Origin of the sequence: Daejeonella sp. (assembly GCF_046590655.1) — a bacterium.
GTDB lineage: Bacteria > Bacteroidota > Bacteroidia > Sphingobacteriales > Sphingobacteriaceae > Daejeonella.
In genome coordinates, this window is the sequence record NZ_JBKJUM010000054.1 from 1 (window position 1) to 26,842 (window position 26,842).

The 26,842-nt window shown below is 40.6% G+C and carries 20 protein-coding genes and 2 tRNA genes; 10 read left to right on the top strand and 12 right to left on the bottom strand.

The window, feature by feature from the left end; translation table 11 throughout:
* The first annotated feature begins 42 nt into the window (after positions 1-42).
* A tRNA-Lys gene (locus ACLL8Z_RS05790) sits at positions 43-115 on the top strand.
* A gap of 159 nt (positions 116-274) precedes the next feature.
* Positions 275-348: transfer RNA gene (locus ACLL8Z_RS05795), tRNA-Asp, on the top strand.
* Positions 349-467: 119 nt separating this feature from the next.
* Here the strand turns inward: ACLL8Z_RS05795 and ACLL8Z_RS05800 are convergent.
* The 3 genes from ACLL8Z_RS05800 to ACLL8Z_RS05810 all read right to left on the bottom strand — a co-directional run bounded on the left by ACLL8Z_RS05800 (position 468) and on the right by ACLL8Z_RS05810 (position 4,703).
* Complete coding sequence (locus tag ACLL8Z_RS05800) at positions 468-3,893, bottom strand: PAS domain S-box protein (RefSeq protein ID WP_411273820.1); 3,426 nt, start codon at positions 3,891-3,893, stop codon at positions 468-470.
* Positions 3,894-4,002: 109 nt separating this feature from the next.
* Positions 4,003-4,407 carry a Dabb family protein gene (locus ACLL8Z_RS05805; protein ID WP_411273821.1) on the bottom strand — a complete coding sequence of 135 codons (405 nt, stop codon included), beginning with the start codon at positions 4,405-4,407 and terminating at the stop codon, positions 4,003-4,005.
* 167 nt (positions 4,408-4,574) lie between these two features.
* Complete coding sequence (locus ACLL8Z_RS05810; RefSeq protein ID WP_411273822.1) at positions 4,575-4,703, bottom strand: ATPase domain-containing protein; 129 nt, start codon at positions 4,701-4,703, stop codon at positions 4,575-4,577.
* A 393-nt stretch (positions 4,704-5,096) separates the two neighbouring features.
* On the opposite strand from ACLL8Z_RS05810, the gene ACLL8Z_RS05815 reads away from it, so the two are divergent.
* The 3 genes from ACLL8Z_RS05815 to ACLL8Z_RS05825 are packed head-to-tail and all read left to right on the top strand — an operon-like array spanning position 5,097 to position 8,867.
* Positions 5,097-6,392 (top strand): MFS transporter, encoded by a 1,296-nt coding sequence (locus ACLL8Z_RS05815; protein WP_411273823.1) that lies wholly within the window; start codon positions 5,097-5,099, stop codon positions 6,390-6,392.
* Positions 6,393-6,428: 36 nt separating this feature from the next.
* Positions 6,429-7,466 carry a Gfo/Idh/MocA family protein gene (locus tag ACLL8Z_RS05820; protein WP_411273824.1) on the top strand — a complete coding sequence of 346 codons (1,038 nt, stop codon included), beginning with the start codon at positions 6,429-6,431 and terminating at the stop codon, positions 7,464-7,466.
* Between the two features lie 48 nt (positions 7,467-7,514).
* A complete protein-coding gene (locus ACLL8Z_RS05825) occupies positions 7,515-8,867 on the top strand; it encodes a Gfo/Idh/MocA family protein (RefSeq protein ID WP_411273825.1) in 1,353 nt (450 codons plus the stop codon).
* Positions 8,868-8,894: 27 nt separating this feature from the next.
* Here the strand turns inward: ACLL8Z_RS05825 and ACLL8Z_RS05830 are convergent, their stop codons facing one another.
* Positions 8,895-9,992 (bottom strand): DUF3810 domain-containing protein, encoded by a 1,098-nt coding sequence (locus ACLL8Z_RS05830; RefSeq protein WP_411273826.1) that lies wholly within the window; start codon positions 9,990-9,992, stop codon positions 8,895-8,897.
* 11 nt (positions 9,993-10,003) lie between these two features.
* Entirely contained in the window at positions 10,004-11,860 is a 1,857-nt protein-coding gene (locus ACLL8Z_RS05835; protein ID WP_411273827.1) for an ABC transporter ATP-binding protein, read from the bottom strand.
* 181 nt (positions 11,861-12,041) lie between these two features.
* Here ACLL8Z_RS05835 and ACLL8Z_RS05840 point away from each other — a divergent pair, with 181 nt between their 5' ends.
* The gene (locus tag ACLL8Z_RS05840) at positions 12,042-12,503 is read left to right on the top strand and encodes a MaoC family dehydratase (RefSeq protein WP_411273828.1); all 462 of its coding nucleotides are present in this window, start codon (positions 12,042-12,044) and stop codon (positions 12,501-12,503) included.
* Here the strand turns inward: ACLL8Z_RS05840 and trxA are convergent.
* Complete coding sequence (gene trxA / locus ACLL8Z_RS05845) at positions 12,500-12,805, bottom strand: thioredoxin (protein WP_411273829.1); 306 nt, start codon at positions 12,803-12,805, stop codon at positions 12,500-12,502. The genes ACLL8Z_RS05840 and trxA overlap by 4 nt on opposite strands.
* A gap of 158 nt (positions 12,806-12,963) precedes the next feature.
* Here trxA and ACLL8Z_RS05850 point away from each other — a divergent pair, with 158 nt between their 5' ends.
* Together ACLL8Z_RS05850 and ACLL8Z_RS05855 are read left to right on the top strand one after the other, a co-directional pair.
* A complete protein-coding gene (locus ACLL8Z_RS05850) occupies positions 12,964-15,615 on the top strand; it encodes a PAS domain S-box protein (RefSeq protein WP_411273830.1) in 2,652 nt (883 codons plus the stop codon).
* Between the two features lie 74 nt (positions 15,616-15,689).
* Positions 15,690-16,925, top strand: coding sequence for a TCR/Tet family MFS transporter (locus tag ACLL8Z_RS05855; protein ID WP_411273831.1), 1,236 nt, complete (start codon positions 15,690-15,692; stop codon positions 16,923-16,925).
* Positions 16,926-16,927: 2 nt separating this feature from the next.
* Here ACLL8Z_RS05855 and ACLL8Z_RS05860 read toward each other — a convergent pair whose 3' ends face one another.
* The 4 genes from ACLL8Z_RS05860 to ACLL8Z_RS05875 all read right to left on the bottom strand — a co-directional run bounded on the left by ACLL8Z_RS05860 (position 16,928) and on the right by ACLL8Z_RS05875 (position 20,057).
* The gene (locus tag ACLL8Z_RS05860; protein WP_411273832.1) at positions 16,928-17,449 is read right to left on the bottom strand and encodes a glucosaminidase domain-containing protein; all 522 of its coding nucleotides are present in this window, start codon (positions 17,447-17,449) and stop codon (positions 16,928-16,930) included.
* Between the two features lie 339 nt (positions 17,450-17,788).
* Positions 17,789-18,379: a hypothetical protein gene (locus tag ACLL8Z_RS05865; protein ID WP_411273833.1), complete on the bottom strand. Its 591-nt coding sequence runs from the start codon at positions 18,377-18,379 to the stop codon at positions 17,789-17,791.
* A 66-nt stretch (positions 18,380-18,445) separates the two neighbouring features.
* On the bottom strand, positions 18,446-19,306 hold the full coding sequence (locus ACLL8Z_RS05870) for a S1 RNA-binding domain-containing protein (RefSeq protein ID WP_411273834.1): 861 nt from the start codon (positions 19,304-19,306) through the stop codon (positions 18,446-18,448).
* Between the two features lie 142 nt (positions 19,307-19,448).
* Positions 19,449-20,057, bottom strand: coding sequence for a superoxide dismutase family protein (locus ACLL8Z_RS05875; protein ID WP_411273835.1), 609 nt, complete (start codon positions 20,055-20,057; stop codon positions 19,449-19,451).
* A 176-nt stretch (positions 20,058-20,233) separates the two neighbouring features.
* Here ACLL8Z_RS05875 and ACLL8Z_RS05880 point away from each other — a divergent pair, with 176 nt between their 5' ends.
* Positions 20,234-22,429 (top strand): B12-binding domain-containing radical SAM protein, encoded by a 2,196-nt coding sequence (locus ACLL8Z_RS05880; RefSeq protein ID WP_411273836.1) that lies wholly within the window; start codon positions 20,234-20,236, stop codon positions 22,427-22,429.
* 126 nt (positions 22,430-22,555) lie between these two features.
* Here the strand turns inward: ACLL8Z_RS05880 and ACLL8Z_RS05885 are convergent, their stop codons facing one another.
* Positions 22,556-24,109, bottom strand: coding sequence for a M20/M25/M40 family metallo-hydrolase (locus ACLL8Z_RS05885; RefSeq protein ID WP_411273837.1), 1,554 nt, complete (start codon positions 24,107-24,109; stop codon positions 22,556-22,558).
* A gap of 294 nt (positions 24,110-24,403) precedes the next feature.
* Here ACLL8Z_RS05885 and ACLL8Z_RS05890 point away from each other — a divergent pair, with 294 nt between their 5' ends.
* Positions 24,404-25,528, top strand: coding sequence for a carbohydrate-binding family 9-like protein (locus ACLL8Z_RS05890; RefSeq protein WP_411273838.1), 1,125 nt, complete (start codon positions 24,404-24,406; stop codon positions 25,526-25,528).
* Between the two features lie 37 nt (positions 25,529-25,565).
* On the opposite strand, the gene preA is transcribed toward ACLL8Z_RS05890, so the two are convergent.
* On the bottom strand, positions 25,566-26,834 hold the full coding sequence (gene preA / locus ACLL8Z_RS05895) for an NAD-dependent dihydropyrimidine dehydrogenase subunit PreA (RefSeq protein WP_411273839.1): 1,269 nt from the start codon (positions 26,832-26,834) through the stop codon (positions 25,566-25,568).
* Positions 26,835-26,842: the final 8 nt, after the last annotated feature.

Below are 26,842 nucleotides of genomic sequence, written 5' to 3' on the forward strand. Positions count from 1 at the left end.
CTCACTTTTAAGAAAAACGATCTTGAAAGTAGTTCTAATAATGATTCCGTAGCTCAGCTGGTAGAGCATTACACTTTTAATGTAGTGGTCCTGGGTTCGAATCCCAGCGGGATCACATAAATGTGCGAAGCACGATTAAACATTCACTGGGATGAGAAGTTTACCCGATGGAAAACGGGGCAATCCCAGTGGGATCACAAAAATAAATTGTATCTTTCCTGAGCAGTAGTCTCTAGTCTGATATGTTAAAAAGATTACAAATAAATAGAACTACGGACCGGTAGTTCAGTTGGTTAGAATGCCGCCCTGTCACGGCGGAGGTCGCGGGTTCGAGTCCCGTCCGGTCCGCAATTAGTCCCCTTCAGGTAGCACTGAAGGGGATTTTGCATTTATGCGATTGTATTTGCAATCACGTTGTTATTCGAGATACAAGCATTCTACACACAGAAATAGGAACTTGAAGTTCTTTATATTGTATGACTCAACGGCAGCCAAACATAAAACACGGACCCCTTGCCGGCCACACTCTCTACCCAGATCTTGCCACCTTCTTTTTTGATTATTTCTGCGCATATATACAAGCCGATACCCATCCCCTGAAAAGTCGATTGATTTTCGCCGGTAACCCGGTAAAATTGTTCAAAGACACGCTGTTGTCCCTTCGTTGAAATTCCGATGCCAAAGTCCTGAACGCTCAATTGGACGCCGTCTTTTACAATCTGGGTACTAACAATAATTTTTTCGGCACCGGGCGAATACTTTGTTGCGTTTGATATTAAATTATCGAGTACCTGACCCAATTTATCTTTGTCTCCCTGTATTTTTAAATCAGCATTCAGATTACCCAATATTTGATGAGTTGCGATCGTCTTTTGCATATCATCAATCACTTCTTTTACCAGGTCATTAAAATTAAAAACCGATTCGTATCGGACTAAGCCGCCCTTTTGCATTTTTGTTACGTCCAAGAGATCTTTTATAAGTATGGTAAGCCGATTAACCTGTTTACTCATCCTTTTTACCAAGCCCAATGTTTGTAAATCTTCCTTTTCTTCTAGGAGGCGTTCAATAATTTGTCCGTATGCTTTTATTGTGGTAACCGGGGTTTTAAGCTCATGGCTTGCCATCGAGAGAAAATCATTTTTTTGTTTTTGTTCTTCTTTTAAATTTTCAATGTCAGTGAAAGCACCGAGCCATTTAATTATTGATCCTTTTTCGTTTTTTATCGGTTCTCCCTGAACCAGATGCCAGCGATATGCACCGGCTTTATTTTTAAGCCTCGCTTCTGAATAGAAGGTTTGGCCGGTTTGTAGGCTGCTTTCCCAACCTTGCTTCAGGCTTTCCAGATCATGAGAATGAATTAATTTTTCCCACCTATCTTCCAGATAGGGGTCAAGTCCTGAATAATTTATCCAATGGTTTGAAGCGTATTCATAAATACCTTTTTCATTCGTCATCCATATTAATTGCGGCAGAGTTTCCGCTAATGTTCGGAAGCGTTGTTCACTTTCAATGATAGTCTTCTCATAATGTTTCTGTTTGGTAATATCTTTGAAGGTCCAGCTCCAGGCGTAATAACTGCCATCTTCTCCAATTACCGGATAACCATTTCTTTCTACTATTTTACCATCTTTAAAATCCAATTCGTCAAGGCTTGTTTCTGTTGGATGCTCATAGAGGTATTTTACTTTATCAATAAATAAATGTGGGCTTACTAATTGTGTCATAGCAAATGAAAGGGCTGCTTCATCATCTTTGGCATCAACAATATGTTGCGGCATGTTCCATATTTCAACGAAGCGTTGGTTAAATGAAATAATTTTCCCTTTCGCGTCTACCAGCAAAATCCCGTCTACACTCGCTTGGCTATGTGCCTCAAGCAGAGCAGTGCGGTAGGTCAATTTTTCTTCTGCTAATTTTTCTTCATGCACATCTACCACCGTACCAATCATCCCTTCAAATATATCTTCTGCATCAAACTTCGGGCTTCCGCTATTTACTGCCCAGCGATATTCTCCTCTCGAATTACGAAGCCGGTAGGTTAAAGAAAAAGGCTTCTGCTCTGAATTGGCCTTAATAAAAATTTCAGCTACCAGTTCTTTATCATCTGGGTGTGTGGCTTCGAGCCAGCCCGAGCCCTTGGCTTCCTCTTCGGTTTGTCCGGTATAGTCGTACCAGAGCTTATTCAAATAGCTGCAAGTTCCATTGGGTTCGGTAATCCAGATAATTGCTGGAACAGTATCAGTTAATCTTCGGAAATATGATTCACTATCCTTTATTTTTTTCGCGGCTTCACGTTGTTCGGTGATGTCTGTATGAACACCGACCCATTGTTTAATTATACCATTTTCATCAATGGCTGGAACGGCTTTAACAGAAAATAGTCTCCATCCATTTTGCTTTGTATTTAACCTGTGTTCAAATTCAAATATGCTTTGATTTTTTACTGCTTTGTTCCATGCATCTACTGTGGGTTGTGCATCGTCGGGATGAACGGCTGAAGACCAGTTATAACCCTGGTATTCTTCAACACTCTGGCCGGTCAATTTAGCCCATCCAGGCTGTTCACCTACCATTTCACCATTTGCATTGTTTGTCCAGATAATGCCTTCAACTGCTGAAATTGCTGCTTGAAATTTTTTTTCGCTTTCTTCTACTTTTTTTCTTGACTTCACCGCTTCAGTTACATCCTGATGGATTCCCATTACACCCTGAGTTTTTCCTTGCTTGTCGCGATACGGCTGATACACTATGTGCACAAATCCCTCAATGCGGTTTCCATTTACTTTTACGGTGTAAGGGCTATCGTAGAGATGAAGAGGATTACCGGATTGCCGTACTTTCTCTATTAAGGGTCTATAATACTCTTCTTCATCAGGGATAAGACTAAAAAGTGGTTTGCCTAACAAGTCTTCCGGTTTCAGATTAATAAGCCGACCATATGCTTCATTCACAATTTCCACCTTCATGCTTTCTCCTGTCAGAACAACAATTCCTACAGTGGCATTCCGCACGAGGTTTTGAAAGCGTTGTTCGCTTTCTTTAATTTTTGTTTCACTTTCCCTTCGTTCGGTTATGTCAACGGAGGAACCGACAAAACCCAAAAACTCATTATCGGTATTCAGACTTGGATTGCCTTGTGCCAGCACCCAGCGCCATTGCCTATCAGCCCTTAACATGCGGCATTCCAATGAGTAAGAGCGGCGTTCGGCAATGGCCGTATTTATCGTGTTTAACGTGAACTCAACATCATCTGGATGAACAATTTTTCCCCAGTCAGAAATGTCTTCATCCTTGGCTACGCCAATAAAATCAAGAAATGTTTTGTTGTAATAGGAAGATAGGCCATCGGCGCCGATCGTCCAGATTAGAAATGGTGAGGCATCGGCCATAGTGCGGAAACGGCTTTCGCTTTCTTTTATCTTTGCTTCGGCCTGTTTGCGTTTTGTAATATTGGTAAACAAATTGGCAACTTTCAGGCTACCGTTGCCGCCTACCCGTGATGAAAAAACATCGAACCAACGGTTCCATTCGCTTACATACTGTTCGTAGCGGACAGGCTCCCCGGTAAGGACGACTTTCCCGAGACGTTCAAACACATCAGCTTCCAGGTCTGAAATGAGTTCATTAACTCGCATACCTATCGCCGCTTGAGACAAACCGGTCATTGCCTCGTGAGCACTATTCATTTCAAGAAAAGTGTAATCAACCGCTTTACCACTATCGTCAAACAATACTTCCAGTATGCTGAATCCCTCGTCAATGGAATCGAACAGCGCACGGTATTTCTCTTCCGATATGCGTAGGGCTTCTTCCGCCTTCGCTCTTTCTACTGCCTGATGTTTTTCACCGGTGCTTATTGGATCAATCGTTTCCTTCAACTTTTCTCCCATACATGTATTATGATTTGTTTCTCTACTAATTTGTTGAATTCTTGGTTAGTAGACTTGCATGGCAATTACCGATTAGATAGAATGAATTTCAGAATTTATTAACTTTCATTTAAACTTCAGATGAATCGTAAACCACAACCTTAGACCAAAGTTTGCTGTAATTCGTTATGAAATCCAGATGTATGGGATCCACCTGATAAGCTGCTTCGCCTGCCAGATCATTAAATAAGACGAGTTCAGAAACACTCCAGGTGTCGTCTATCACCTCCCTTTTTTCTGTCGCTGCAACAACGCCGACTGTAAGTTTCTTAACTGATTCGATTTTTCTCAGCGTTTTAACTCCTTTTATTAATTCGTCGCGGTCTTCACTTGAACCTGGGTTTTTAAGCCAGAAATATACCTGATGTGCGATCGACTTTTTTTCTTTTGTTCTCATGGGCGTTGCATTTACTACGGTGACGGCGGCTAAGCCAGCTGCTGAAGCAAGAAATCTCCGTCTATTAGATTTTATCATAATATTTTAATTAAAGATTAGGCATTAAACCTAGTAGTATTTTTTTATAAAACAAAGATCTTATAAGGACATTTTAATGGACGTGGAAGCATAAATTTGAACGCCTGTTTTAGAATTATGTTGGCATAACTTTATATAGCCTTAAATGATATTCTTTTTCCACTTTCTTATAATTCTAAAGAAAATAAGGTTTTTCCACACCCTGCTGTTCCGCAGATAAGGGTGGGGCGGCCCTTAGGTAATCCGCTGAAGGTAAATTTATCAAGAACATTTATTCCGGTAGGCGTTTTCGCCATTTTGCTTGCACACCGCAGCTTAGGCTAAAAAAGTGTCCTGCTTTTGAAACTTTTATACCAATAATTTAGGTCACTGTGGTTTTTTTAGCACAAACAAGAAATCCCGTGGGGACGGGATTTCTTTGTTGTTTAACTTTTAACTGAGGAAAAAGAACGATCTTATGGTTTAGATAAATAAGATAGACCTATAAAGACAAAAAGTCTGCCAACGTCGAAGTTCAAGTTATTTACCTTGTTAATTTTATTTGATGGATGCGCTATTGCTTAACTTTAGACTTGCAATTCTGCACTTTAATTTACGATATTGCTCATCAATAGGGGTTCTGAATTTAAAGGGATAAACATTTACCATTCTGAATACCGACATTTATTTAACCTTCAAATGATTACTATATGACTAATTATCGTTGGACAATTTGTTCTCTGGTGTTTTTTGCCACTACCATTAATTATCTGGACAGGCAAGTAATCAGTTTACTTAAGCCTGTTCTCGAGAAAGAATTTCAATGGACCGAATCTGATTATGCTAATATAGTTGCCTCTTTTCAACTCGCCTATGCGCTTGGGATGGTGGGCATAGGAAGCGTTATTGATAGGATAGGTACGAAACTAGGGTATGCAATCTCTTTGTTTTTATGGAGTATTGCGTCGGTAATGCATGCATTTGCTACCAGCACATTTGGCTTTGGAATATTCAGAGCATTTTTAGGAGTTACAGAGGCAGGTAACTTTCCAGCGGCAATTAAAGTTGTTGCAGAGTGGTTTCCTAAAAAGGAACGCGCTCTGGCAACGGGAATTTTCAATTGCGGGACAAACATAGGAGCTGTTATTGCACCCCTGGTAGTTCCATGGCTTGCGGTAACTTATGGCTGGCAAATGGCTTTTATTGCAACAGGTGCTGTTGGATTTCTATGGCTTGCCTTCTGGTTTGTGATGTATGAATTGCCAGATAAACATAAAAAGGTTTCAAAGGCTGAGCTTGCATATATACACAGCGATCCTGATATGAACAATGCTGTTTCGGAAGAAAAGCAAACGATAGTACCCTGGACCAAATTGTTAACTTATAAACAAACCTGGGCATTTGCGGTAGGCAAATTCTTATCAGATGGTGTGTGGTGGTTTTTCTTGTTCTGGCTACCTGCTTTCTTAATTGCAGAATATAACCTTGTGGGCATGGAAATTAGCTTTCCTGTAGCAGTAGTATACATCATGGCAGGTGTGGGTAGTGTTTTAGGAGGATGGCTTCCCATGTGGTTTGTAAAAAGCAAAGGATGGAGTATTGTAAGAGCCCGAAAAACTGCCATGCTTATATATGCAATTTTCCCCTTAATGGTTATGTTTTCCCAAGAAGCAGGTTCATATAATATGTGGTATGCCGTGATAATCATTGGAATTGCAGCTTCGGCCCATCAGGCTTGGTCTGCAAATATTTTTACTACCGTTTCAGATATGTTTCCTAAAAGCTCAATTGGGGCTGTAATTGGTATTGGAGGCATGTTCGGCGGTTTCGGGGCTATCATTATTGCGAAAACTGCCGGTGCGCTTTTGGATCATTACAGGGCGCTTGGCGAGGTTGAAACAGGTTATTACATATTATTTCTTTTCTGCGGAACAGCTTATCTGATAGCATGGTTCATTATGTTCCGGGTACTGGTACCTAAGATGACACCAATTCAGGATTTGTAATAAAAAAAAGTGGATTTTTTGTGGTAAATTGAGAATATGAAAAGTATGTTGAATCGCAGGAAGTTTATTAGGGCTACCAGTTTGTCGGTGGCAGGGATAACTATTGCCAGTAATGCTCTGAGTGATACGATGAGTATTTTTAGAGTAGATAGTCCTGCCGGCACACGAGTTGGGATAATTGGGCTTGACACATCACATAGCATTGCTTTTACAAAGACTTTAAATGACCCAGCAGCAAATGCAGAGTTTGGGGGATATAAGGTTGTAGCTGCTTACCCCTTTGGAAGCAAAGACCTAAAAAGCAGTTTTGACAGGATAGCTGGATATACAGAGGATATTAAAAAGCTGGGTGTGAAAATCAGTTCATCAATTGACGAGCTGCTTAAAGAGGTGGATGTAGTATTGCTGGAAACGAATGATGGTCGCCTTCACTTGGAACAGGCATTACAGGTTATTAAAGCCCGTAAGCCATTTTTCATTGATAAGCCAATTGCCGGATCATTGAAGGACGCGATGACCATTTTCGAGGCAGCAAGAGTCGCGAATGTTCCAGTTTTTTCTTCTTCCTCACTAAGATTTACTGCTGGTGCACAAGAGATTGCAAAAGGTAAAGTAGGTAAGATTTTTGGAGCGGATGCTTACAGTCCGGCAACACTTGAAAGCACGCACCCTGATCTGTTTTGGTACGGGATTCATGGCGTTGAGATTCTTTACACGCTAATGGGAACGGGATGTAAAAAAGTAAGCAGAATTTATACGCCCGAAACTGATATGGTTGTTGGTACATGGGATGATGGGCGCATTGGTACGTTTAGGGGAACCAGAAATGGAAAACATATTTATGGAGGAACTGCTTTTGGTGAAAAAGGTGCTGCATCAGTGGGGGATTATGGCGGCTATAACCCTTTGCTTGTTCAGATCATTAAATTTTTCCGAACAGGAGTAGTTCCGGTAAGTCCAGAGGAGACCCTGGAAATTTATGCATTTATGGAGGCTGCTCAAGTTAGCAGACAGAAGAATGGCGACCCCGTTACATTGGCATCGGTTTACCCTAAGATGAAAAAAAAAGATTGAAATTTTGATATTTCGCTAATCCCGGCTGTAGCCGGACAAAAACCTATTATGAATAACAAGTCTGATTCCAGGAGAGATTTTATAAAAAAAACTGTTACAGGTGCAGCAGCATTATCCTTTGGCGGTGTTTTGCCGGCGTTTAGCGCTAGCAGCTACGCGCGGATTATGGGAGCTAATGAACGTGTAAGGTTGGCTGTGATGGGAGTAAACTCCCGCGGGCTTGCACTTTCAAATAACTTTGCTGCTCAAAAAAATTGTGAAGTATATAATATTTGTGATGTGGATAGTCGTGCAGCACAGATATGTATAGACAGTGTACGCAAAATCCAAAATTCAAGTCCGAAGGCCGTACCAGACTTTCGAAAAGCTCTTGAAGACAAAGATGTAGATGCGCTGGTTGTAGCAGCCCCAGACCATTGGCATGCTCCAGCCGCTATTCTCGCTTCTGCGGCAGGCAAGCATGTTTATCTTGAAAAGCCCTGCAGCCATAATCCAAACGAAGGCGAATTACTGGTTGCCGCGGCGTTGAAATACAAGAATGTTATTCAAATGGGTAACCAGCGTCGTTCCTGGCCAAATGTTGTTAAAGGAATCGGAGAGCTTCACGCCGGCGTAATTGGTCGTCCCTATTTTGCTAAGACATGGTATACCAATAATCGTCCGTCAATTGGAATTGGTAAGGCTGCTCCGGTTCCGGCATGGCTGGATTATGATCTGTGGCAGGGGCCGGCTCCACGAATGCCTTACAAAGACAATTTAATTCATTATAACTGGCATTGGCATTGGCATTGGGGAACCGGGGAAGCTTTGAATAATGGAACTCATATGGTGGATCTGGCCCGTTGGGGGCTGGGAGTTGATTATCCTACAAAGGTAAGTTCATCAGGGGGGCGCTATCGTTATCAGGATGATTGGGAAACTCCTGACACTCAAGTTATCACCATGGAATTTGCTAATAGGTCTACAATTGCTTGGGAAGGCCGGAGTTGTAATCCATATCCAATGGAGGGAGATAGTGTAGGTGTGATATTTTACGGGGAAAATGGCTCGTTGGTTATTACCGGAGGCAATGCTTACACCATTTACGATCTTAAAAATAAAATTATTAACCAGGTTAAAGCTACTTCAGTAGTAAATACAAGCAGCCTGACGAGTCCGTCCCAGCAGTTAGACGCATTCCATCTTCAAAATTTCGTTGAGGCCATTAAGGATGGTAAAGCATTAAACGCAGATATCTTCGGTGGACATAAAAGTACATTATTAGTGCAGCTCGGAAATATTGCTCAACGATCTGGCAAAACGTTAAATATTGATCCAAGCAACGGGCATATCAAGAACGATAAGGATGCAATGAAGTTCTGGAAACGCGACTATCAGAAAGGGTGGGAGCCGAGGGTCTAGCAATACGGAAACCACTATTTCTGGTATTTATTTGATTAAACCTTCTTTCTTGTAATAAGCCATGGATAGTTTAATCATCCGATTATAGGTTTTTAAACCTTCCGGCTGTTTATTAGCTTTCAAATAGTTGTCATAAAATACGCTGCTCAATTTAGCTGCGCCGCCCTGATATTTAGTCCAGTATTGCCGCTCTATTTCCAAATCCTGGATCACCGCAGGGGATATCTTGTTTTTTATAATTATAAATGTAACACTGTCGGTTCTCCAAACCTCATTCATAAATTCCTGCGAGGCCAGATAATAGGCCGAGTACTTTAGCAAATTGTTTTCGGAAGATTTCCCAGCGATAAAACCAGCAAAGTTTGCTTCATCCTCGGCGCCGAATCCCATTTGATGGGCCATTTCATGGCAAGCAATAAAAGGCTGAGTAAAAACAGGCATCAAACTATTAAATTGGGCTTCGCCTGTAAATGGATTGTAATATCCAGAAGTGCCTATATAATTTAAAAGCGGACTTAAGAGACTGATTTTGGCAGATGGACTGATCGCGATTAAAGGAGGATTGAAGGTTGATAATCCAACCATGGCTTTAATTGCTGGACCCACTATTTGCTCATTTGCAACTTGGAAATCTGACACTTTAAGTGAAGAACGGCTTAAATTTGCGGAATCGATAAGTAGAGATGTAACCTTTATAAGATCGGCGGCAGTGTATTCGTAGGTCTGCAAATTCAACCGATTCTGCGCTGGCTGCCTGAAGTAATTTAGTGCCCAGGCAATGTAAAAAATTGTAATTGCTATCTCGAGTTGGAGTACAAAGCCCAGGAATAATAAACCAGCGTTTCCGAACTGTTTACGGATAAGAAACAGGATAAATTTATAAATCCCGAGTAATAGAAACACAATGATTATTATATAGAGTACATCTCCTGTGCTAAAGGGTACATAATTGAAAAGGAATTGGAACCCTTGTCGGATGATAGGAAAAATTCCATTTGAATAGTAAATTTCAACGATTTCGGGTTTAAATCTTAAACTGAAAATCAATATTAGAACAATTAACATGCATGCTATTGCAACCAGCCTGTAAGTTAGTTTTGAATCCTGAATATTATTCCTTGCCATCTTGTCTCTGGTTATCTGTAACCCATGGCCTGAAGATTAAAGAGTTCGGCATATCGGCCGCCTCTATTGAGCAGTTCCTCGTGGCTGCCTATTTCGATTAGCTCGCCCTCATCCAGCACTAAAATACGATCGGCCATACGAACTGTTGAAAAACGATGAGATATTAAAACTGCTGATTTTCCTAGAGTGAGTTCTGAAAACCGCTCGAAGACCTCAAATTCTGCTCTTGCATCTAAAGCTGCTGTGGGCTCGTCCAGAATCATCAATGGTGTATCTTTCATATATGCGCGGGCCAGGGCTACTTTTTGCCATTCCCCGCCCGAAAGTTCCACACCATCTGCAAACCTTTTACCCAGCATCTGATCATAATGATTCGGTAATCGATTCGCCAGTAAATCGGCAAGACTCTTTTTTGCAGCTATTTTAATCAAGTCGAGGTTATCTTTTTTTGCAATATTTCCAACAGCAATATTATGCGCAAAAGTCATTTGGTATTTAAGAAAGTCCTGGAAAATAATACCCATATTTCTCCTCAGATCGAACAAGTCGTATTGTTTTAAGTCAATCCCATCGAGAAGAATCCTGCCTTCTGTAGGATCATACAAACGAGCTAACAACTTTACCAGCGTCGACTTCCCTGCTCCATTCTCTCCAACCAGGGCGAGTTTCTCACCAGCATTAAAAGTAAAACTTAAATGCCGGTTCGCCCATTTGTCAGAATTTACGTACCGGAATCCAACATTTTCAAAAGTAAACCCTGTCTTTAATGGTGTAGGAAAGGCAAGAGAACCTTTAACCGGAAGAATGCGCGGTTGTATCTCAAAAAATTCAAAGAAATCATTCAAATAAATTGCCCCCTGAGAAATGTTTGTGAATCTTGTTAATATACCCTCCAGCAGGGATCGCATCTGCCTGAATGAGCCTGCAAGAAAAGTTAATTCACCAATGCTCACTTTTCCTTCAATAGTCCTTATTATAATTATTATATATGCAAGGTAATATCCCACACTTCCCAGCACTGAAAAAAAAGCTCCCCAACCGGCACGGCTTATCACCAGCGTTTTATTATCGTTGTAAAATTTTCCTGACAAAATCCTGAACCGGTCCGTTATGAATCCGGATAAGTTGAACATTTTTACCTCCTTTGCTGTCTCATCACTTGCACCGAGGAAACGGATATAATCGAGTTCGCGCCTTTCAGGAGTTTGACCTCGCGTGAGGGCATAACTTTTATCGTTAAAATAAGATTCTCCCATAAATGAAGGAATGATTGCAACGAACAAGAGAAATATTAGCCAGGGATTGAATGCTATTAGGCCGCCAGCCAGAAAAAGCATAGTAATAATATCCTGAATCTGGCTCATTACCTGCGACAATAGCAGGGTTCTGCCAAGAGTTTGTTGTCTGGCTCGTTCCATCTTATCGTAGAAGACAGAATCTTCAAACTGATCAAGGTCAAGTTTGGCGGCGTGATCCATAATCTGTACCGAAGTAAAATTGGAGAACAGGTCGCCCAGCAAACTATCTATTAAGGTGATAGCTCTGTTCAGTACATCGGTTACTATTGCGAGACTGAATTCAATGCCAATAAGAAGCCACAGATCGTCAGTCGCACTTGCTGGTGCTCCATTATTAATGGCCACGACGTCATCAATGATAAGCTTTCCAATGTAGAGCATAGAGAGAGGCAGGGCGGATTTGATAAGGCGCAACGCTGCGCTGCAAAGAGTTAGCGCTGCGTTGGTTCGCCATACCAGCTTTAAAAACGCCGGCAGATTAGACAAAGCTGATAAACGATCTTTTAACGTAATGATATTTAAAGAAATGGCGTTTTTGGGCTTTTTCTCAAACCGGCTACTTTCACTCATCGGTACAAACTTAGATAATTTGTTTTGTGGAATTTGGGGTTGATTTTAGTATCTCTAAATCGATCTTAAAAGTTATTCCCGGAACATTTTCGTTTCGATGAGATTTTATGCTCATATTGAGATCTATACTAAATTATAATTTTTAAATAAAAATGGTTTCTTAATACTAAGTTCTGAAAAGATGATTGTTATAACTAACTACGAGCAATTTGAGGCTTACCTGGGGAAAAGCCTTGGAATCTCGCCCTATCATAAAATTAATCAAGCTCAGATCAATCAATTCGCTAATGCAACACTTGATCATCAGTGGATACACACGGATGTCGCAAAAGCAGAAAATGAAGGTCCTTTTAAAGCCACAATAGCTCATGGTTATCTCACACTTTCCCTCATTCCATACTTATGGAAAAAGATTGTAGACATCCAGAATCTTAAAATGGAAATCAATTACGGAATAGAAGATTTAAGGTTCGGACAAGCAGTACTGGTAAATAGTGAGGTGAGGCTAAATGTCAAACTCGCAACAATTGCCAATCTTCGTGGTATCACAAAAGCCACTATCCATGTTGAGCTCGAAATAAAGGATCAGAAAAAACCAGCATTTTCAGGTAATGTGATATTCTTATATCATTTCATTGTTTAGCTAACCTTTAACTGGGCTTCAATTATTGATTTTAGCTGAATTGCCTGAATAACACCTGATTGGCGCCACTTTATTTCCCCGTTTTTAAATAGTATAAGGGTGGGAACACTTTGGACATTATATTGGCGTGCTATCGCCGGATTTTTATCGATATCTATTTTGAGAATTTTGGCTTGGTCGCCTATCATGGATTTCAGTTGTTTTAAAATTGGCGCCATCATTTTACAGGGGCCACACCATTCAGCAGAGAAATCGATCAGCACTGGTTGATCTGATTCCAAAATTTCACGAAAAACTGACATATTACTAATTTGTTTAGAGATTAATGGAGTACAATTGTTTAAATTATAGATGTTTTTTATCTTTAGCAAGATGTATTTGCAATCCAACGCAAAAATAATATCCTGTAATATAGATGGTCTGCGGACGTATACACAATTTCAAAATTTTACTCGCATAAATGGAAGCTAACGTAGATCACTTGGTCAATATTATTTCATCCACACCAACTGCAATTGCTGTTGTTGACACAGAAATGAAATATATCGCTGCTTCAGAACAGTGGGTTAAGGATTATAGTTTGCAAGGAAAACAACTGATTGGAAAATCGCATTATGAGTTGTTTCCAGAGATTGGAGCAGAATGGAAATTGATACATAAAGAATGCCTTCAGGGTAAAATTCAGAGTAATCCCAAAGATAAATTTGTAAGACTTAACGGAGATATCCAGTGGTTATGCTGGGATATCCGGCCCTGGAGGAATAACGAAGGGCAGATATCTGGAATCATTATGTATTCTGAAGATATAACAAAACGAGTGGCACAGGAAATTCAATTAAAACGAAATATTGATCTTTCGAATGAAACAAATGAGGCCGCAAGAATTGGTTCCTGGGAATACGATATCCCTACGCAGCATGTTTTTTGGTCGTCTATGGTTAAACATATTTTCCAGGTGGCTGATGATTTTGTGCCTGATATCGAAACCATTAAACTGTTTTTTACAACGGATTCCGATAAAATCCTGTTTGACAATGCGATTAATGAAGCAAAAGATAATGACATTTCCTTTAATTTTGATGTGGAGATTATTACAAGTAAGGGTGATCCACTATGGATAAAGCTTCGTGGTAATCCGCATTTTAAAGAGGACCAATGTATACGGGTTTCCGGGACGATCCAGAATATTCAGGAGTTAAAGATTCAAAGTATACAGTTAAAGGATAGTGAAGAGAAATATAAATCAATACTAGAAAACTCATTAAATGCCCATTTTCTCATTCAGCCCGACGGTTATATCCTTGAAGCCAATAAAGCTGCTTTGGATATGTTCGGCTATACTATCGATGAGATGCGTGCCCTTGGCAGGTCTGAAATTATGGACACAGCGGATCCAAAACTAGTATCGTATCTTAAAGAACGTGAAGAACGTGGATTTGCCAAGGCCGAGTTAACAGGGATTCGAAAAAACGGCGAACGATTTCCACACGAGATTTCCTCTGTTTCTTTCAGGGATTCCAACGGGGTTCAGCGGACCAGTGTTTCTATGGTTGATATTACCGAACGGAAAAAAGCAGAAGATAACCAGAAGAGTGTTGAAAGTGCCCTAAGGGACGAACGTGAACTTTTGCGCACTCTTATCGACAATATTCCGACAAGTATTTTTGTTAAGGACCTTCAATCACGTAAAGTATTGGTGAATAAAGCCGAATGTGAGTTTATGGGTGTTAATGATCCTTCAGAACTTCTGGGCAAAGATAATTTTGAACTTCTGCCCGTCGATTTTGCAAAACAAGTTTCTGCCGAAGATAAAGAAGTCTTAACAACGGGCAAAGCCATTATTAACAGTGAGTTGACAGTAACCTGGATAGATGGCACAACCAGATGCATTTTGTGTTCAAAGATACCCTTGTATGACAATGGGAAGATCTCAGGATTATTGGGTTTAACTCACGACATAACCAAAATTAAGGAAGCAGAGACAGCACTTTTAGAAAGTGAAAAGAAATTTCGCAGGATTTTTGAAAACATTCAGGATGTTTTTTATCAGACTGATCAGGAAGGGATAGTGACAGAAGTCAGTCCGTCCATAGAAAAACATTCGGGTTATACCCGTGATGAAATAATTGGCAAACCAGTAACCGATTTTTATTTTAGTGTAGTTGACAGACAGCAATTGGTTGACACCATCAAGAAAAATCGCATCGTTACCGATTTTGAGGTGCGTCTGAAAACAAAAGCGGGTGAGAAAAGATACAGTTCAGTAAATGCTCAGTTGATCGTCAGGAATGGAGAAGTGTTTGGAACTGAAGGAAGTATGAGGGATGTTACGGATAGAAAGCTTCATGAAGACTCTCTAAAATCACTTAATAGCGATCTTAATACCTTGAATGATCAGAAAAACAAACTTCTTTCTGTAATTGCTCACGACCTGAGAAATCCTATTTCCGGATGCGTAGCTCTGCTTGAGGTTGTATTTATGGATATAGAGAATTCGAGCAAAGACGAATTGGTGGAGTATATGGGAATGATGCAGACGGGAGTGCTTAATGCGCATGAATTGCTGGAAGATTTGCTTGAATGGGCCAGAATCCAATTTCATTCAGTTGATTTTATACCTTCATTGATTGATGATCTTGCTGGTGATGTAAGGCATACCATGAATAAATTAAATCCAATAGCAGAAGCTAAACAGATTGATTTAAAACAGAAAATTAATGAGGGGCTGCAAATTAGGGCTGATAAACATATGTTAGCTTCAATTATTCGAAACCTTGTCACAAATGCTGTTAAATTTTCTAATAAGGGAGGCACAGTGTTAATTTCGGCTGAGCGAAAAGATAATGGTATTCTGTTTTCAGTCGTTGACAATGGCATAGGAATTCCTTCGGACGATATTGGAAAGTTGTTCAGCAATAGTACCGGCTTCACATCCTACGGTACTTCCGGCGAAAAGGGTACAGGAATGGGGCTGGGATTGTGCCGTAGTTTTGTTGAGAAGCATGGCGGTAGAATTTGGGTTGAATCTTCACAGGATATAGGAAGTACGTTTTATTTCAATATCCCGGATCAGGAAAACCATTCCGTAAGTGAGGAGAAAGACAAAATTTGACTCAATTTTTTCTCGTTGCACCTTTTTATATAATAACTCTGGCACATTGAAATTTCCCTCTCACTTAGTACGATATGGCTTCATCTCGTAAAGCTGCTATAAGCTTCATTTTTATTACCCTATTAATTGATGTAACCGGTTTGGGCTTAATCATCCCCGTGTTTCCACAGCTTATACAGGAATTAACTCATGGTAACATAAGTGAAGCTTCGCAATGGAGTGGGTGGTTGACTTTTGCGTATGCTATAATGCAGTTTGTTTGTGCTCCTATAATTGGAAACCTGAGCGATAAGTACGGGAGGAGACCAGTATTGCTCCTTTCGTTGTTCGGCTTTGGGATAGATTATATATTCCTTTCCCTTGCACCAACTATTTGGTGGCTTTTTTTAGGGAGAATAATCGCCGGAGTGTTTGGTGCAAGTTTTACAACTGCAACCGCCTACATCGCAGATATTAGCACTGATAAAAACCGGGCACAAAATTTCGGGATGATAGGTGCCGCTTTTGGCCTGGGGTTTATCATCGGACCAGGCTTAGGTGGATTACTTGGGGAATTGGGTCCCAGGGTTCCTTTTATTGCAGCTGCCGGACTAACATTATTAAATGTAATCTACGGTTACTTTGTTTTACCGGAATCTCTCAGTAAAGAGCATCGCAGGCCTTTTGAATGGAAGCGTGCCAATCCTCTTGGATCCCTTATGCAGTTGAAAAAGTACAAAGGGGTAGGTGGGCTTATAATTTCACTGATCTTTGTTTACATCTCAGCCCACGCGGTTCAGAGCACATGGACTTTTTATAACATTGAAAAATTTCAATGGAGCAATGCACTTATGGGAATATCTCTTACAGTTGTTGGTTTATTCGTGGCACTTGTACAGGGGGTGTTAATCCGCTATACCAATCCTAAACTTGGCGACGAAAAGAGTATTTACGTCGGTCTGGCTCTTTACTCGTTAGGATTATTTTTATTTGCATTTGCGAGTCAGGGATGGATGATGTTTGTTTTTCTTATACCTTACTGCCTTGGTGGAATTGCAGGGCCAGCACTTCAATCAATCATTTCGGGAAATGTACCAAAGAATGAACAAGGCGAATTGCAGGGCGCTTTGACGAGCCTAATGAGTGCAACATCCATAATTGGCCCATTGTTGATGACCAATCTTTTCGCATGGTTTACCCGCCCTGGCTCACCCATTAAATTTGCCGGAGCCCCATTTTTTGCCGGAGCCATTTTAATGTTTATAAGCGCCGTCGTTGCTGCTCGCACCATGAAAAAGGAAAGTTTTCTGAATAGAAAGACTAACGCTTAGGGTTACATCTTTAATTTGAAAATATCATCAACTCTTTTGACTCCTACCCGGTCAATTCTCACCAAATAGTCAGAAGTTTCTGAATAATATTTTTGAATATGTTGGCGATAGGCATCTCTACTTACAGTTTTTAAGCGGGAAATGATAAAACTCTGAAAAAGGGCATAATCAACAACGGATTCTTTCCAATTTGAATATGAGGCGTGGCCCCGGTTGATCCCAATAGCGGAAGTTGGCCTTAGCTCTGCCATTTTCATCCCAAAAAGGTTGTGGTTCTCTTTGAAAATAGCTGAAGTAAAATTACCTGTCTCAAGTCTTGCTTGCGATAGTGCAACTTCAGGGTATTTTATTTTAAGTTCTTTCATTAGCATTACCAGTGCTCTTTCAGAAAATTCTCCAGGCTTATCACCTGAATTATTGATTGATACTGCATTTGGATAATTTCCGAAACCGTTTAAATTGTATGCAATTCCAATCCCATAACCTAAGGCTAATACGAGTACGTAAAAGATGTATTTTTTCATAATTTGTTCTTTGCTCCAAGATAATTTTCTCACTTCAAGTATCTGGGGTTAATTCCTCTGTAATTAATTTTGTGATTGATCGGTTTATTAACAAGGTTGCGTTTATAACGGCATAAATTTTGAATTGTTTTATCAAAGGCTTGAATTACTGTGTCTTTACCCATTGCCCATTAGCGAATGTCCAGATTCAAGGACAGGAAATGAGTATTAAATTAGACACGATTTTTCGCTTGAATTAGGCGTAAAGCAAATAAATTCAATAATTACTTACCGTGTAAGCAACTATTCAAAAGGTGTAAAAATAATTTCTCTTATTTGGCTACAAGTTTCTATTGAATCCTAATTTTTGGGTGCAGGCGTGATCATTATATGAGCACGGTGACTTCCCGGATCCATAAGCCATGGCATCCCAGCGACATCAGGCTTAGTTGGGAGGCCTGTACTTTCTGCAGTGGCATAGGGTATGTAAATCACATATCTCAGAAAGCCATCTTTAACGGTTCCCGAGTAAGCATCATAGTTTTCGGCTTTGGCAGTAAGCACATACAAGGTTGCTGGCTGTTCGGGCATAAGCAGCTTTCCGCTTTTTACTTCTTCGTCGCGGATGTCAGTTGATTCTTTTGCTGATTTTCCAGAATATCTGAGATCTCTTCCGCGCTTCATAAACGGTTCAAGATTTATGTGATAGCTTGCAACATTTAATCCCGGGATCTTTGGGTCGTCGGCGAGACATATCAGTTCATTTGTTCCTTTCCTGAGTTCCACTAATACACCTTTTTCATTATAGCCCAACACTGTAGACTTTTCACGCTTGTCAGCAGGAGCTGCTAAGACTGCAGTTTGAATCTGTATCGCTCGGGATGGAATGCCGTTCTGTGCGAATGAACCAAGTGTTGAAAGTATAAATCCAAAAGTCAGAGCAATTTTCATATTAATACTGTTTGATACACCAAATGCTAATTAATATTACCTTTTTTTCGGCTCAATAACAAATAATTATTCAGCCTGATCGTCAATTTCCACAGGCTTTGTCACAAGTTTAACTGAGTCATCTGAAACCAAAACCAGACGCTCTTTATAAAGGCTGCCAACAGCTTTTTTGAAAGCCTTTTTGCTGATCTTAAGTTGGTTATATATATCTTCTGGTGAACTTTTATCACCAAGGTTAATAATACCGCCATTTTCCTTTAGCTCCAACAGAAGGGTATCCTTGAGATCAAGAATATGCCTGAAGCCAATTACCTGCAAGCTTAGATCTATCTTGTTTTCCTCCCTTATTTTTTTAACAAAGCCACGCTTCTCATCACCAGCCTGAAGATCTTCAAATACTTCGTTATGATACAGTAGCCCAGCATATTTTTGGTTGATAATGGCACTATACCCCAGGTCGCTTTCATCAAAAATAATTAAGCTGACTTCGTCGCCTTCATCCAAATCATGCTTATCCTGATCGATAAAATCAGTTAGACGCGAAGACGCAGTAATACGTTCATTTCGTTCATCTGTATATAGAAATACGACGTGCTTTTGGCCAACCTGCATGGGACGTTTCTGCTCGCGTTCAGGCACGAATACATCTTTGCCGATACCCATATTCATAAATGCTCCCTGCTCATTCACATCAACGACCTCTAAAAAGGCAAACTCACCCACCATTGCAATGGGAGTTTCAGTTGTTGCCATCAATCTGCCATCACTATGTATATACACGAAGACATGGAGATTATCTCCGGGTTCCGCATCCTGCGGTGCATGAACGTACGGCAAAACGACTTCCTTCTCCCCATCGGTAAGAATTAAACCAATATCTGTTTTCTTGATGAACCTGAGTTCATTAAACTTTCCTATTTCTACCATTTGTAATTCAAATCAAACCAAAGGGGATATTTAATCTGCAAAGATACAAAAAGGACCTGAATTGATTTTCTGACACACTTTGGCGAATATGAAAAATGCCTCCGTTTATCGAAAGCATTTTCATATTTAGGGCTTCTGGAAATTAATTTCCTGATATCACTCCGCAGCCAATTCTGCTTCCTGCATTTCCCGTTGGCTGGGTTTTATAATCATCCACGCCGGAATGCACAATTACAGCGCGTCCAAGTAAATTTGTTTTTTCGTCACCACCGATTGTCCACCTGTTCGACGATACAGTCACAGTACCAGCACCCTCTGCATTTAATTGAACATTTCCGATATCTCCCGAATGATATGCTGCCGAACCCCATTTGCCGTGCGCTTCGTTTGTCGGATTCCAGTGCCCGTGAGCACCCTTGCCGGCATCCCCGCAATCGCCATGTTCATGGAAATGGACTGCTACTGTTTTATTAGCCATTTTTGGAAAGTTAAGGCTTAGGCTCATCTCTACAGTTCCATCATCTTTTTTTATTAATTCAACACGCCCGCTTCCAGATGTATCTGTTTTAGTAGCAGCGATATCAGCATGCGCATTCGCTGTCATGCCGTTCATACCCGATGTAGTATCCATCGCCATACTATCAACATGCATGGATGAATCTTGAGTAGAATTGGTGTCGTTTGTGTTTGTGCAGGCTGCCATTACTCCCACAAATAGAGGTAAAATTAGCCACAGTGATTTTTTCTTCATAATGTTGGTTGTTGGATTATATATTATCTAACAAATTGTATTTAATAAGGTTTGGAGATGCGCCCATTCGAATTCCATTCACTCTACAAATGTCTTCCTTCGTAAGATAGTTAAAAAACCCAAATTCGTTATCTCAAATAATAAGGATATTTTTGTAGACAGAACAGTACCACCCAGTGACTAAAGTATTATTAATCACCCCACCTTTCACTCAGTTAAATACACCGTACCCGGCAACGGCATATTTGAAGGGTTTCCTTAACACAAAGAATATTCCATCTGTTCAGGCTGATCTTGGGATTGAGGTGATTTTGAAATTGTTCTCGCGGGAAGGATTGAAAAATATTTTTGAGGAAGTCAAGAATTACCCAAATCCGTTAACTGCCAATGCAGAACGTATTATAGCCTTAAAAGATCATTATATTCAATCTATTGACGCAGTAATTTTATTCCTTCAGGGAAATAATCCAACATTATCTCATTTGATCTGTATGGAGGATTTTCTTCCGGAGGCCTCCAGATTTGAACAGATGGAGGAACTGGACTGGGCATTTGGAACCATGGGAAATCAGGACAGGGCGAAACATCTCGCTACTCTTTATCTTGAGGATATTTCAGATTTAATAGTTGAATGTGTCGACGCTAATTTCGGATTCAGCAGATATGCTGAGCGCCTTGGCAGATCTGCCGCAAGCTTTGATGATCTCTACTATTCCCTTCAGCAGGAGAACACCTATGTCGATCATTTACATCAAGACGTTCTCGAATTAAAAATGCAGGTAATAAATCCTCAATTAGTTTCTTTTTCTGTGCCCTTTCCGGGCAATCTGTATTCTGCATTCCGCTCGGCACAATGGATAAAGAAAAATTTTCCAGAGGTTAGAATTGCGATGGGAGGTGGATTTCCCAACACCGAATTGCGCTCGATTTCTGATCCTCGGGTATTCGAGTTCTTTGATTTTATATGCCTTGATGATGGAGAAGCACCAATGGAGCACCTCATTGAACTTTTGGATGGTAAACGAGGGATAACGGAACTTAAGAGGACATTTGTGCTGATAGACGGCATTGTAACTTATAGTAATGCGAGCCCTTCGAGGGATTACAAGCAATTTGAAGTTGGCACTCCTGACTACTCTGATTTGCCTCTGAATCAATACATTTCAGTTATTGAGATTGTTAACCCGATGCATAGAATGTGGAGTGATGGAAGATGGAATAAACTTACCATGGCTCATGGATGCTATTGGGGAAAATGTACTTTCTGCGATATCTCTCTGGATTACATAAAAGTATACGAACCCATTGCAGCAGGTTTGCTTTGCGACAGAATAGAAGAGATGATTCTTCAAACCGGTGAAAATGGGTTTCATTTTGTTGATGAAGCTGCACCACCCGCACTAATGGGTTCTTTGGCACTGGAAATTTTAAAGAGGAAACTTACAGTTACATGGTGGACCAACATCCGATTTGAAAAAAGCTTTACTAAGGATCTATGTATCTTATTAAAGGCTTCAGGTTGTGTTGCTATTTCCGGGGGGCTTGAAGTGGCTTCTGACAGACTATTAGAACTTATAAAAAAAGGTATTACCGTTGAACAGGTTGCCAGGGTTACACATAATTTTACGCAGGCTGGAATAATGGTCCATGCCTATCTGATGTATGGATTTCCTACCCAAACTACTCAGGAGACAATTGACTCATTAGAGATGGTACGTCAGATGTTTGAAGCCGGTGTCTTGCAATCCGCATTTTGGCATCAGTTTGCAATGACTGCCCATAGCCCGGTTGGAATGTTCCCGGAAAAGTTCAATGTTTCAAAAACAACGTCATCGGAAGGCAGTTTTGCAAATAACGATATTGTTCATATTGATACTCAGGGTGCAAACCATGAATTATTCAGTTATGGCTTAAAAAAATCCCTGTTCAATTATATGCATGGGATATGCTTTGAACACCCTTTGCAATATTGGTTCGACCATAAGGTTCCTAGTACCAAAGTTAATGTGGGCTTTATTGAGAATGCAATTGCACGGGAGGACATTTTTTTAGTAAGATCCGATGCAAAGCTGGTATGGCTGGGGTCGAAGCCCATTGTTACTTATTTTACAAAGCAAAGAAAAGGTAAGCAGTGGGAAATTGCTGACTTTAAATTTTTTGACAAAAAATCACAGTTCAGTGTTCAAATTGACAATATCTATTCCGACTGGCTAATTAAATTCCTTGAAGATATCAGCACAGAAAAGTCCCATCGATTAACCTTTCAAAAAATTAAAGATGACTTTGAAAAGGTCGTGGGTCAGGACATTGAGCCATTTTGGTATGGAAAGGCAATGAACACGCTTAGATGTTCAGGTTTATTGGTGTTATAGCTAATTCAGATTAATAGCGTTTCTGAATAAGCCAGTTTGTGTTAATCAATAGCGTAATCCTTTAGACTACGCTATTGAATAACTTAGTTTTATTTTTTAGGATGCTTTGTTCTAAAAGCGTCATCCTTAATTAACTCCGCCTTTACGGGTTGGTGAACGCGGAACTGGCCATTCAGAAGGGCGGCCTGTCCTTGGACTTATAGGGAGTATACTTTTTTCGCGTGATGTTTTTGCTGGATCTTCACTAGCCATATAAACTAAAATTGCTGTCAAGATTGCGTTATTCTGAACATCATCAAAAACAATCTTATCATAAGTATCCCGGTTGGTGTGCCAGGTATAGTTGCCGTAAGACCATCCTAGGGAACTTAGAGAAAACGCTGGCACTCCTGCAGCCACGAAAGAAGCATAATCAGAACCACCGCCACCTGGTGAGCCCGGAAAATTTGACTGGATTTGAGAGCTTATGCCTACTGGAACCGGACTTAACCAACGCCCCAGATAATCATAAGCGTTTAAAAATCCTTGCCCTGACACGTCTACAACTCTTCCTGTTCCATTGTCCTGGTTGAACAGTGCCTGAATGTTCTTCACAATTTCAGGATGATCTTCTACGAATGCTCTTGAACCATTTAAACCCTGTTCTTCGCTTCCCCAATGGCCCACCAGGATAGTCCGTTTTGGGTTAGGATAAACCTTCTTCAAAATCCTCATTGCTTCAAGCATTGTTATTGTTCCGGTTGCATTATCTGTAGCACCTGTTCCACCATCCCAGGAATCGAAATGTGCAGATAACATGACATATTCTTCAGGCTTTTCAGATCCACGAATCTCGGCAATAGTATTGAACGTTGGAACAAGTCCCAGTTCTTTTGAATCTGCTCTAACACTTATTTTAGGGTTGACACCCGATTCTGTAAGACGGTATATTAAACCATAGTCCTCCAGGGATATATCAACTGTGGGAATTTTCGTTGTATTAGCACTGAATATCTTATTTACACCAAAACCCGACGACCAATTAGAAGCTACAATTCCAGCTGCTCCGGCTTTCTCTAGCGCAAGTGCGAGATTTCTGTTACTTAAACCAGTTTTAGATATACGGCTCCTCCACGCTGCTGTTTCTACAGTACGCTCAGCTTTCATTTTATCGAAAGACTCTTTTGTGGCAAACTCTTGCCAATTATAATCAGGGCGACCGGTAGGTTGATTCATTGAAATCAAAACAAACTTTCCCTTTACCGACGGAAGCCACTTTTGAAAAGCAAGTGAATCAGAGGCATTTCCCAGGATTATTGTTTCAGCAGTAACCGATTTGCCATTTGTTGAAGGGCTCCAGGCGAGTTGCATACCTTCCAGTGACTTCACCCTCGGATAAACCATATCAATATGCGACACACCGCGTTCCCATCCGCGCCATTCACCCCATTTTTCATTTTTTGCACTTACTCCCCAGCTTTGATATTTGGAAACTGCCCAATCGTGAGCCTGTTTCATTTGAGGCGTTCCTACTAACCTAGGACCAACTCCGTCTGTTAACTCATGAGCTAACTTTTTTAACTGCGAGTTTTGTGTTGCCTCTTTTATTATGTTTTCAATTACTGGGTACTTAACTTGTGAAAATGCAATGCTGACCGACAATAGTAGAGAAACGGATAGTATTCCTATCGATTTTTTCATTTATTTAAGTTGGGTTTTTAATAGTGGTGATTTATTGTGACCTTGTTCGAATCTAATGTATATAGGTGCAAGATCAGAATAGTTTAGTGAATAAGTGTTTATAATGGTTGCAACAAATATATAAAATGTCAGAACAGGTAGTTAGCCTCACACGATTTTTGCACTACGGTTTGATTTGTAATACAATGCTAAATGGTTGATCCATATCTGCTAAATTTTGAAGGAGTGAAAGCGATGTTTTGCGGCTTATTAAATAAATCTTCTTAAATTCCTGCCAGCATTAAAACTTTCATTGTGATTTCAATATTCCTGTCATCAAGAACTTATGCTACGATATTACTGCTTGTGCTATTAAACGGATTCGTTAGTGCACAATCAGTTTTCTCAGGTAAAGAAGCGCTTTTCACAACTCCTCGTCAGTATAATGCCCTTTTCACAGCTACTCCTCCAGTGATCGATGGTAAAATAGACGAAGCGGCATGGCAGAATGCAGCGTGGACAGAATATTTCAAAGATATCGAGGGGGACAGTAAGCCAGCTCCGACCTGGAATACCCGCGCGAAAATGACGTGGACGGCCGAAGGCCTCTACATCGCAGCGGAACTGCTGGAACCACATGTATGGGCTTATCTAAATAAACACGATGAAATTGTTTTTTATGATAATGACTTTGAGGTTTTCATCGATCCTGACAATGACACTCATCGCTATTATGAGATAGAAATAAATGCAGAAAATACGATATTCGATTTATTTATGCCCAAACCATATCGTAATGGCAGCGGAGCAATGTTTGCCTACAACACTCCTGGCATGAAGACTGCGATCAATATTCAGGGAACATTAAATAATCCTAACGATGCCGATATAGGCTGGACTGTTGAAATGTTTATCCCTTTTATGGCTGTAACAATGGGTAATGAGGCCAAGGTTCCAACTGATGGAGAATTCTGGAGGATAGACTTCTCAAGAGTGGAATGGGATGTTGAAGTCAAAGAAGGTAAATACGTCAAGTTAAAGGGTGCGAATGGAAGAAATCTTCCTGAACATAACTGGGTGTGGTCTCCGCAGGGAGTGATCAATATGCATTATCCGGAGAGATGGGGTTACTTGTTCTTTAGTAAGCCTGAAGTGGGAAAAGCTTCGGCGGATTATATCATTCCTTATAGCGAAAAGCAAAAGAAACATCTCTGGCTCGTTTACTACCTGCAAAAAGAATATTTTCAAAAGAACAAGTCCTATGCTAAGGACTTGAAAGATTTAGGCATCAGTGATTTAATATTAGAAGTTGATTCGAGAGATAATAAATTATGGATGGAAGCCACCAGCGGGCAGTTCATGGTTTACATCAGTGCTGATGAGAATACATATAGTGTGAATGATGAGGGCCTGGTGCAGGTATCGAGAATTAGCAAATGAAGAAATTAAGAAAATAGTAATTACACTTTTCCATTCATCAGTGATCATTCAAAGGTAATCCTCTTTTCTGGAACTCTTTCCAATTCAGGTATTCTTCGCCTTTACGCTGTTCAACCATCGTAATGCAGTTATCGACAGGACAGACCAGGGAGCACAGATTGCAGCCGACGCATTCTGGTTCTTTAATTGAATAGGTATTATAAGGCGTTCCGTAAGCTAAATTTATTGCCTGATGGGCGGTGTCTTCACAGGCAATAAAACACAGGCCACAATGAATGCACTTTTCCTGATTGATATGTGCAACGATGTGGTAGTTGATATCCAGCTCCTCCCAGTTAGTCATAACCGGAAGCGATTTGCCTATAAAATCTGTTGTATGCTCAAAACCTTTCTCGTCCATCCAATTATTTAACCCTTCACAAAGGTCTTCAATAATCCTGAAGCCCCGAGTCATTACCGCGGTACATACCTGGACATTAAGGGCTCCCAACAACATGAATTCAACTGCGTCTTTCCAGCTGTTAACGCCCCCGATTCCAGAGATAGGAACTCTGCTGGTTGTTGGATCCTGACCTAAGGTTGTTACAAATTTCAATGCGATGGGTTTTACCGCAGGACCGCAATAACCTCCGAAAACAGATTTACCCGCAACATTTGGATTAGGAACAAGTGTATCCAGATCAATTCCGGTAACAGACTGAATTGTGTTGATCAATGAGAGGGCATTTGTTCCAGCTTCAACCACTGCTTTTCCTGTAGGAACCACAGAATGAACATTTGGAGTAAGCTTTGTAATTACAGGAATCGTTGCGCATTCCATTACCCATTCAACTACCATCCGGGCAATCTCTGGATCCTGCCCAACAGATGCTCCCATTCCTCTTTCAGTCATGCCGTGAGGGCAACCAAAATTTAGCTCCAGTCCGTGCGCACCGGTATCCTCTACTTTTTTTATGAGTTCATGCCAGCATTCACGGGTGTTGTCTGCCATTAATGAAACAACCATCGCCCGGTCGGGGAATAGTCGCAAGACTTCCCTGATCTCGTCAAGATTTATTTGTAAAGGCCGATCTGAAATTAGTTCAATATTATTAAATCCCATCACTTTTCCGCCATTAAAATTTACCGCAGAGTAACGTGACGATACGTTTTTGACTTGTGAGCCTAATGTTTTCCATACAACGCCTCCCCATCCTGCCTCCAGGGCGCGCAATACATTTATTTTTTTATCTGTAGGGGGAGCACTGGCCAGCCAAAATGGGTTGGGAGACTTAATTCCCAGAAAGTTTGATGATAGATCTGCCATTTTTCTGA

Excerpts from the sequence above, each read along its gene's own strand:
- ACLL8Z_RS05800 (WP_411273820.1), bottom strand. The coding sequence starts at position 3,893 with ATGGGAGAAAAGTTGAAGGAAACGATTGATCCAATAAGCACCGGTGAA.
- ACLL8Z_RS05805 (WP_411273821.1), bottom strand. The coding sequence starts at position 4,407 with ATGATAAAATCTAATAGACGGAGATTTCTTGCTTCAGCAGCTGGCTTA.
- ACLL8Z_RS05810 (WP_411273822.1), bottom strand. The coding sequence starts at position 4,703 with ATGGCGAAAACGCCTACCGGAATAAATGTTCTTGATAAATTTACCTTC.
- ACLL8Z_RS05815 (WP_411273823.1), top strand. The coding sequence starts at position 5,097 with ATGACTAATTATCGTTGGACAATTTGTTCTCTGGTGTTTTTTGCCACT.
- ACLL8Z_RS05820 (WP_411273824.1), top strand. The coding sequence starts at position 6,429 with ATGAAAAGTATGTTGAATCGCAGGAAGTTTATTAGGGCTACCAGTTTG.
- ACLL8Z_RS05825 (WP_411273825.1), top strand. The coding sequence starts at position 7,515 with ATGAATAACAAGTCTGATTCCAGGAGAGATTTTATAAAAAAAACTGTT.
- ACLL8Z_RS05830 (WP_411273826.1), bottom strand. The coding sequence starts at position 9,992 with ATGGCAAGGAATAATATTCAGGATTCAAAACTAACTTACAGGCTGGTT.
- ACLL8Z_RS05835 (WP_411273827.1), bottom strand. The coding sequence starts at position 11,860 with ATGAGTGAAAGTAGCCGGTTTGAGAAAAAGCCCAAAAACGCCATTTCT.
- ACLL8Z_RS05840 (WP_411273828.1), top strand. The coding sequence starts at position 12,042 with ATGATTGTTATAACTAACTACGAGCAATTTGAGGCTTACCTGGGGAAA.
- trxA (WP_411273829.1), bottom strand. The coding sequence starts at position 12,805 with ATGTCAGTTTTTCGTGAAATTTTGGAATCAGATCAACCAGTGCTGATC.
- ACLL8Z_RS05850 (WP_411273830.1), top strand. The coding sequence starts at position 12,964 with ATGGAAGCTAACGTAGATCACTTGGTCAATATTATTTCATCCACACCA.
- ACLL8Z_RS05855 (WP_411273831.1), top strand. The coding sequence starts at position 15,690 with ATGGCTTCATCTCGTAAAGCTGCTATAAGCTTCATTTTTATTACCCTA.
- ACLL8Z_RS05860 (WP_411273832.1), bottom strand. The coding sequence starts at position 17,449 with ATGAAAAAATACATCTTTTACGTACTCGTATTAGCCTTAGGTTATGGG.
- ACLL8Z_RS05865 (WP_411273833.1), bottom strand. The coding sequence starts at position 18,379 with ATGAAAATTGCTCTGACTTTTGGATTTATACTTTCAACACTTGGTTCA.
- ACLL8Z_RS05870 (WP_411273834.1), bottom strand. The coding sequence starts at position 19,306 with ATGGTAGAAATAGGAAAGTTTAATGAACTCAGGTTCATCAAGAAAACA.
- ACLL8Z_RS05875 (WP_411273835.1), bottom strand. The coding sequence starts at position 20,057 with ATGAAGAAAAAATCACTGTGGCTAATTTTACCTCTATTTGTGGGAGTA.
- ACLL8Z_RS05885 (WP_411273837.1), bottom strand. The coding sequence starts at position 24,109 with ATGAAAAAATCGATAGGAATACTATCCGTTTCTCTACTATTGTCGGTC.
- preA (WP_411273839.1), bottom strand. The coding sequence starts at position 26,834 with ATGGCAGATCTATCATCAAACTTTCTGGGAATTAAGTCTCCCAACCCA.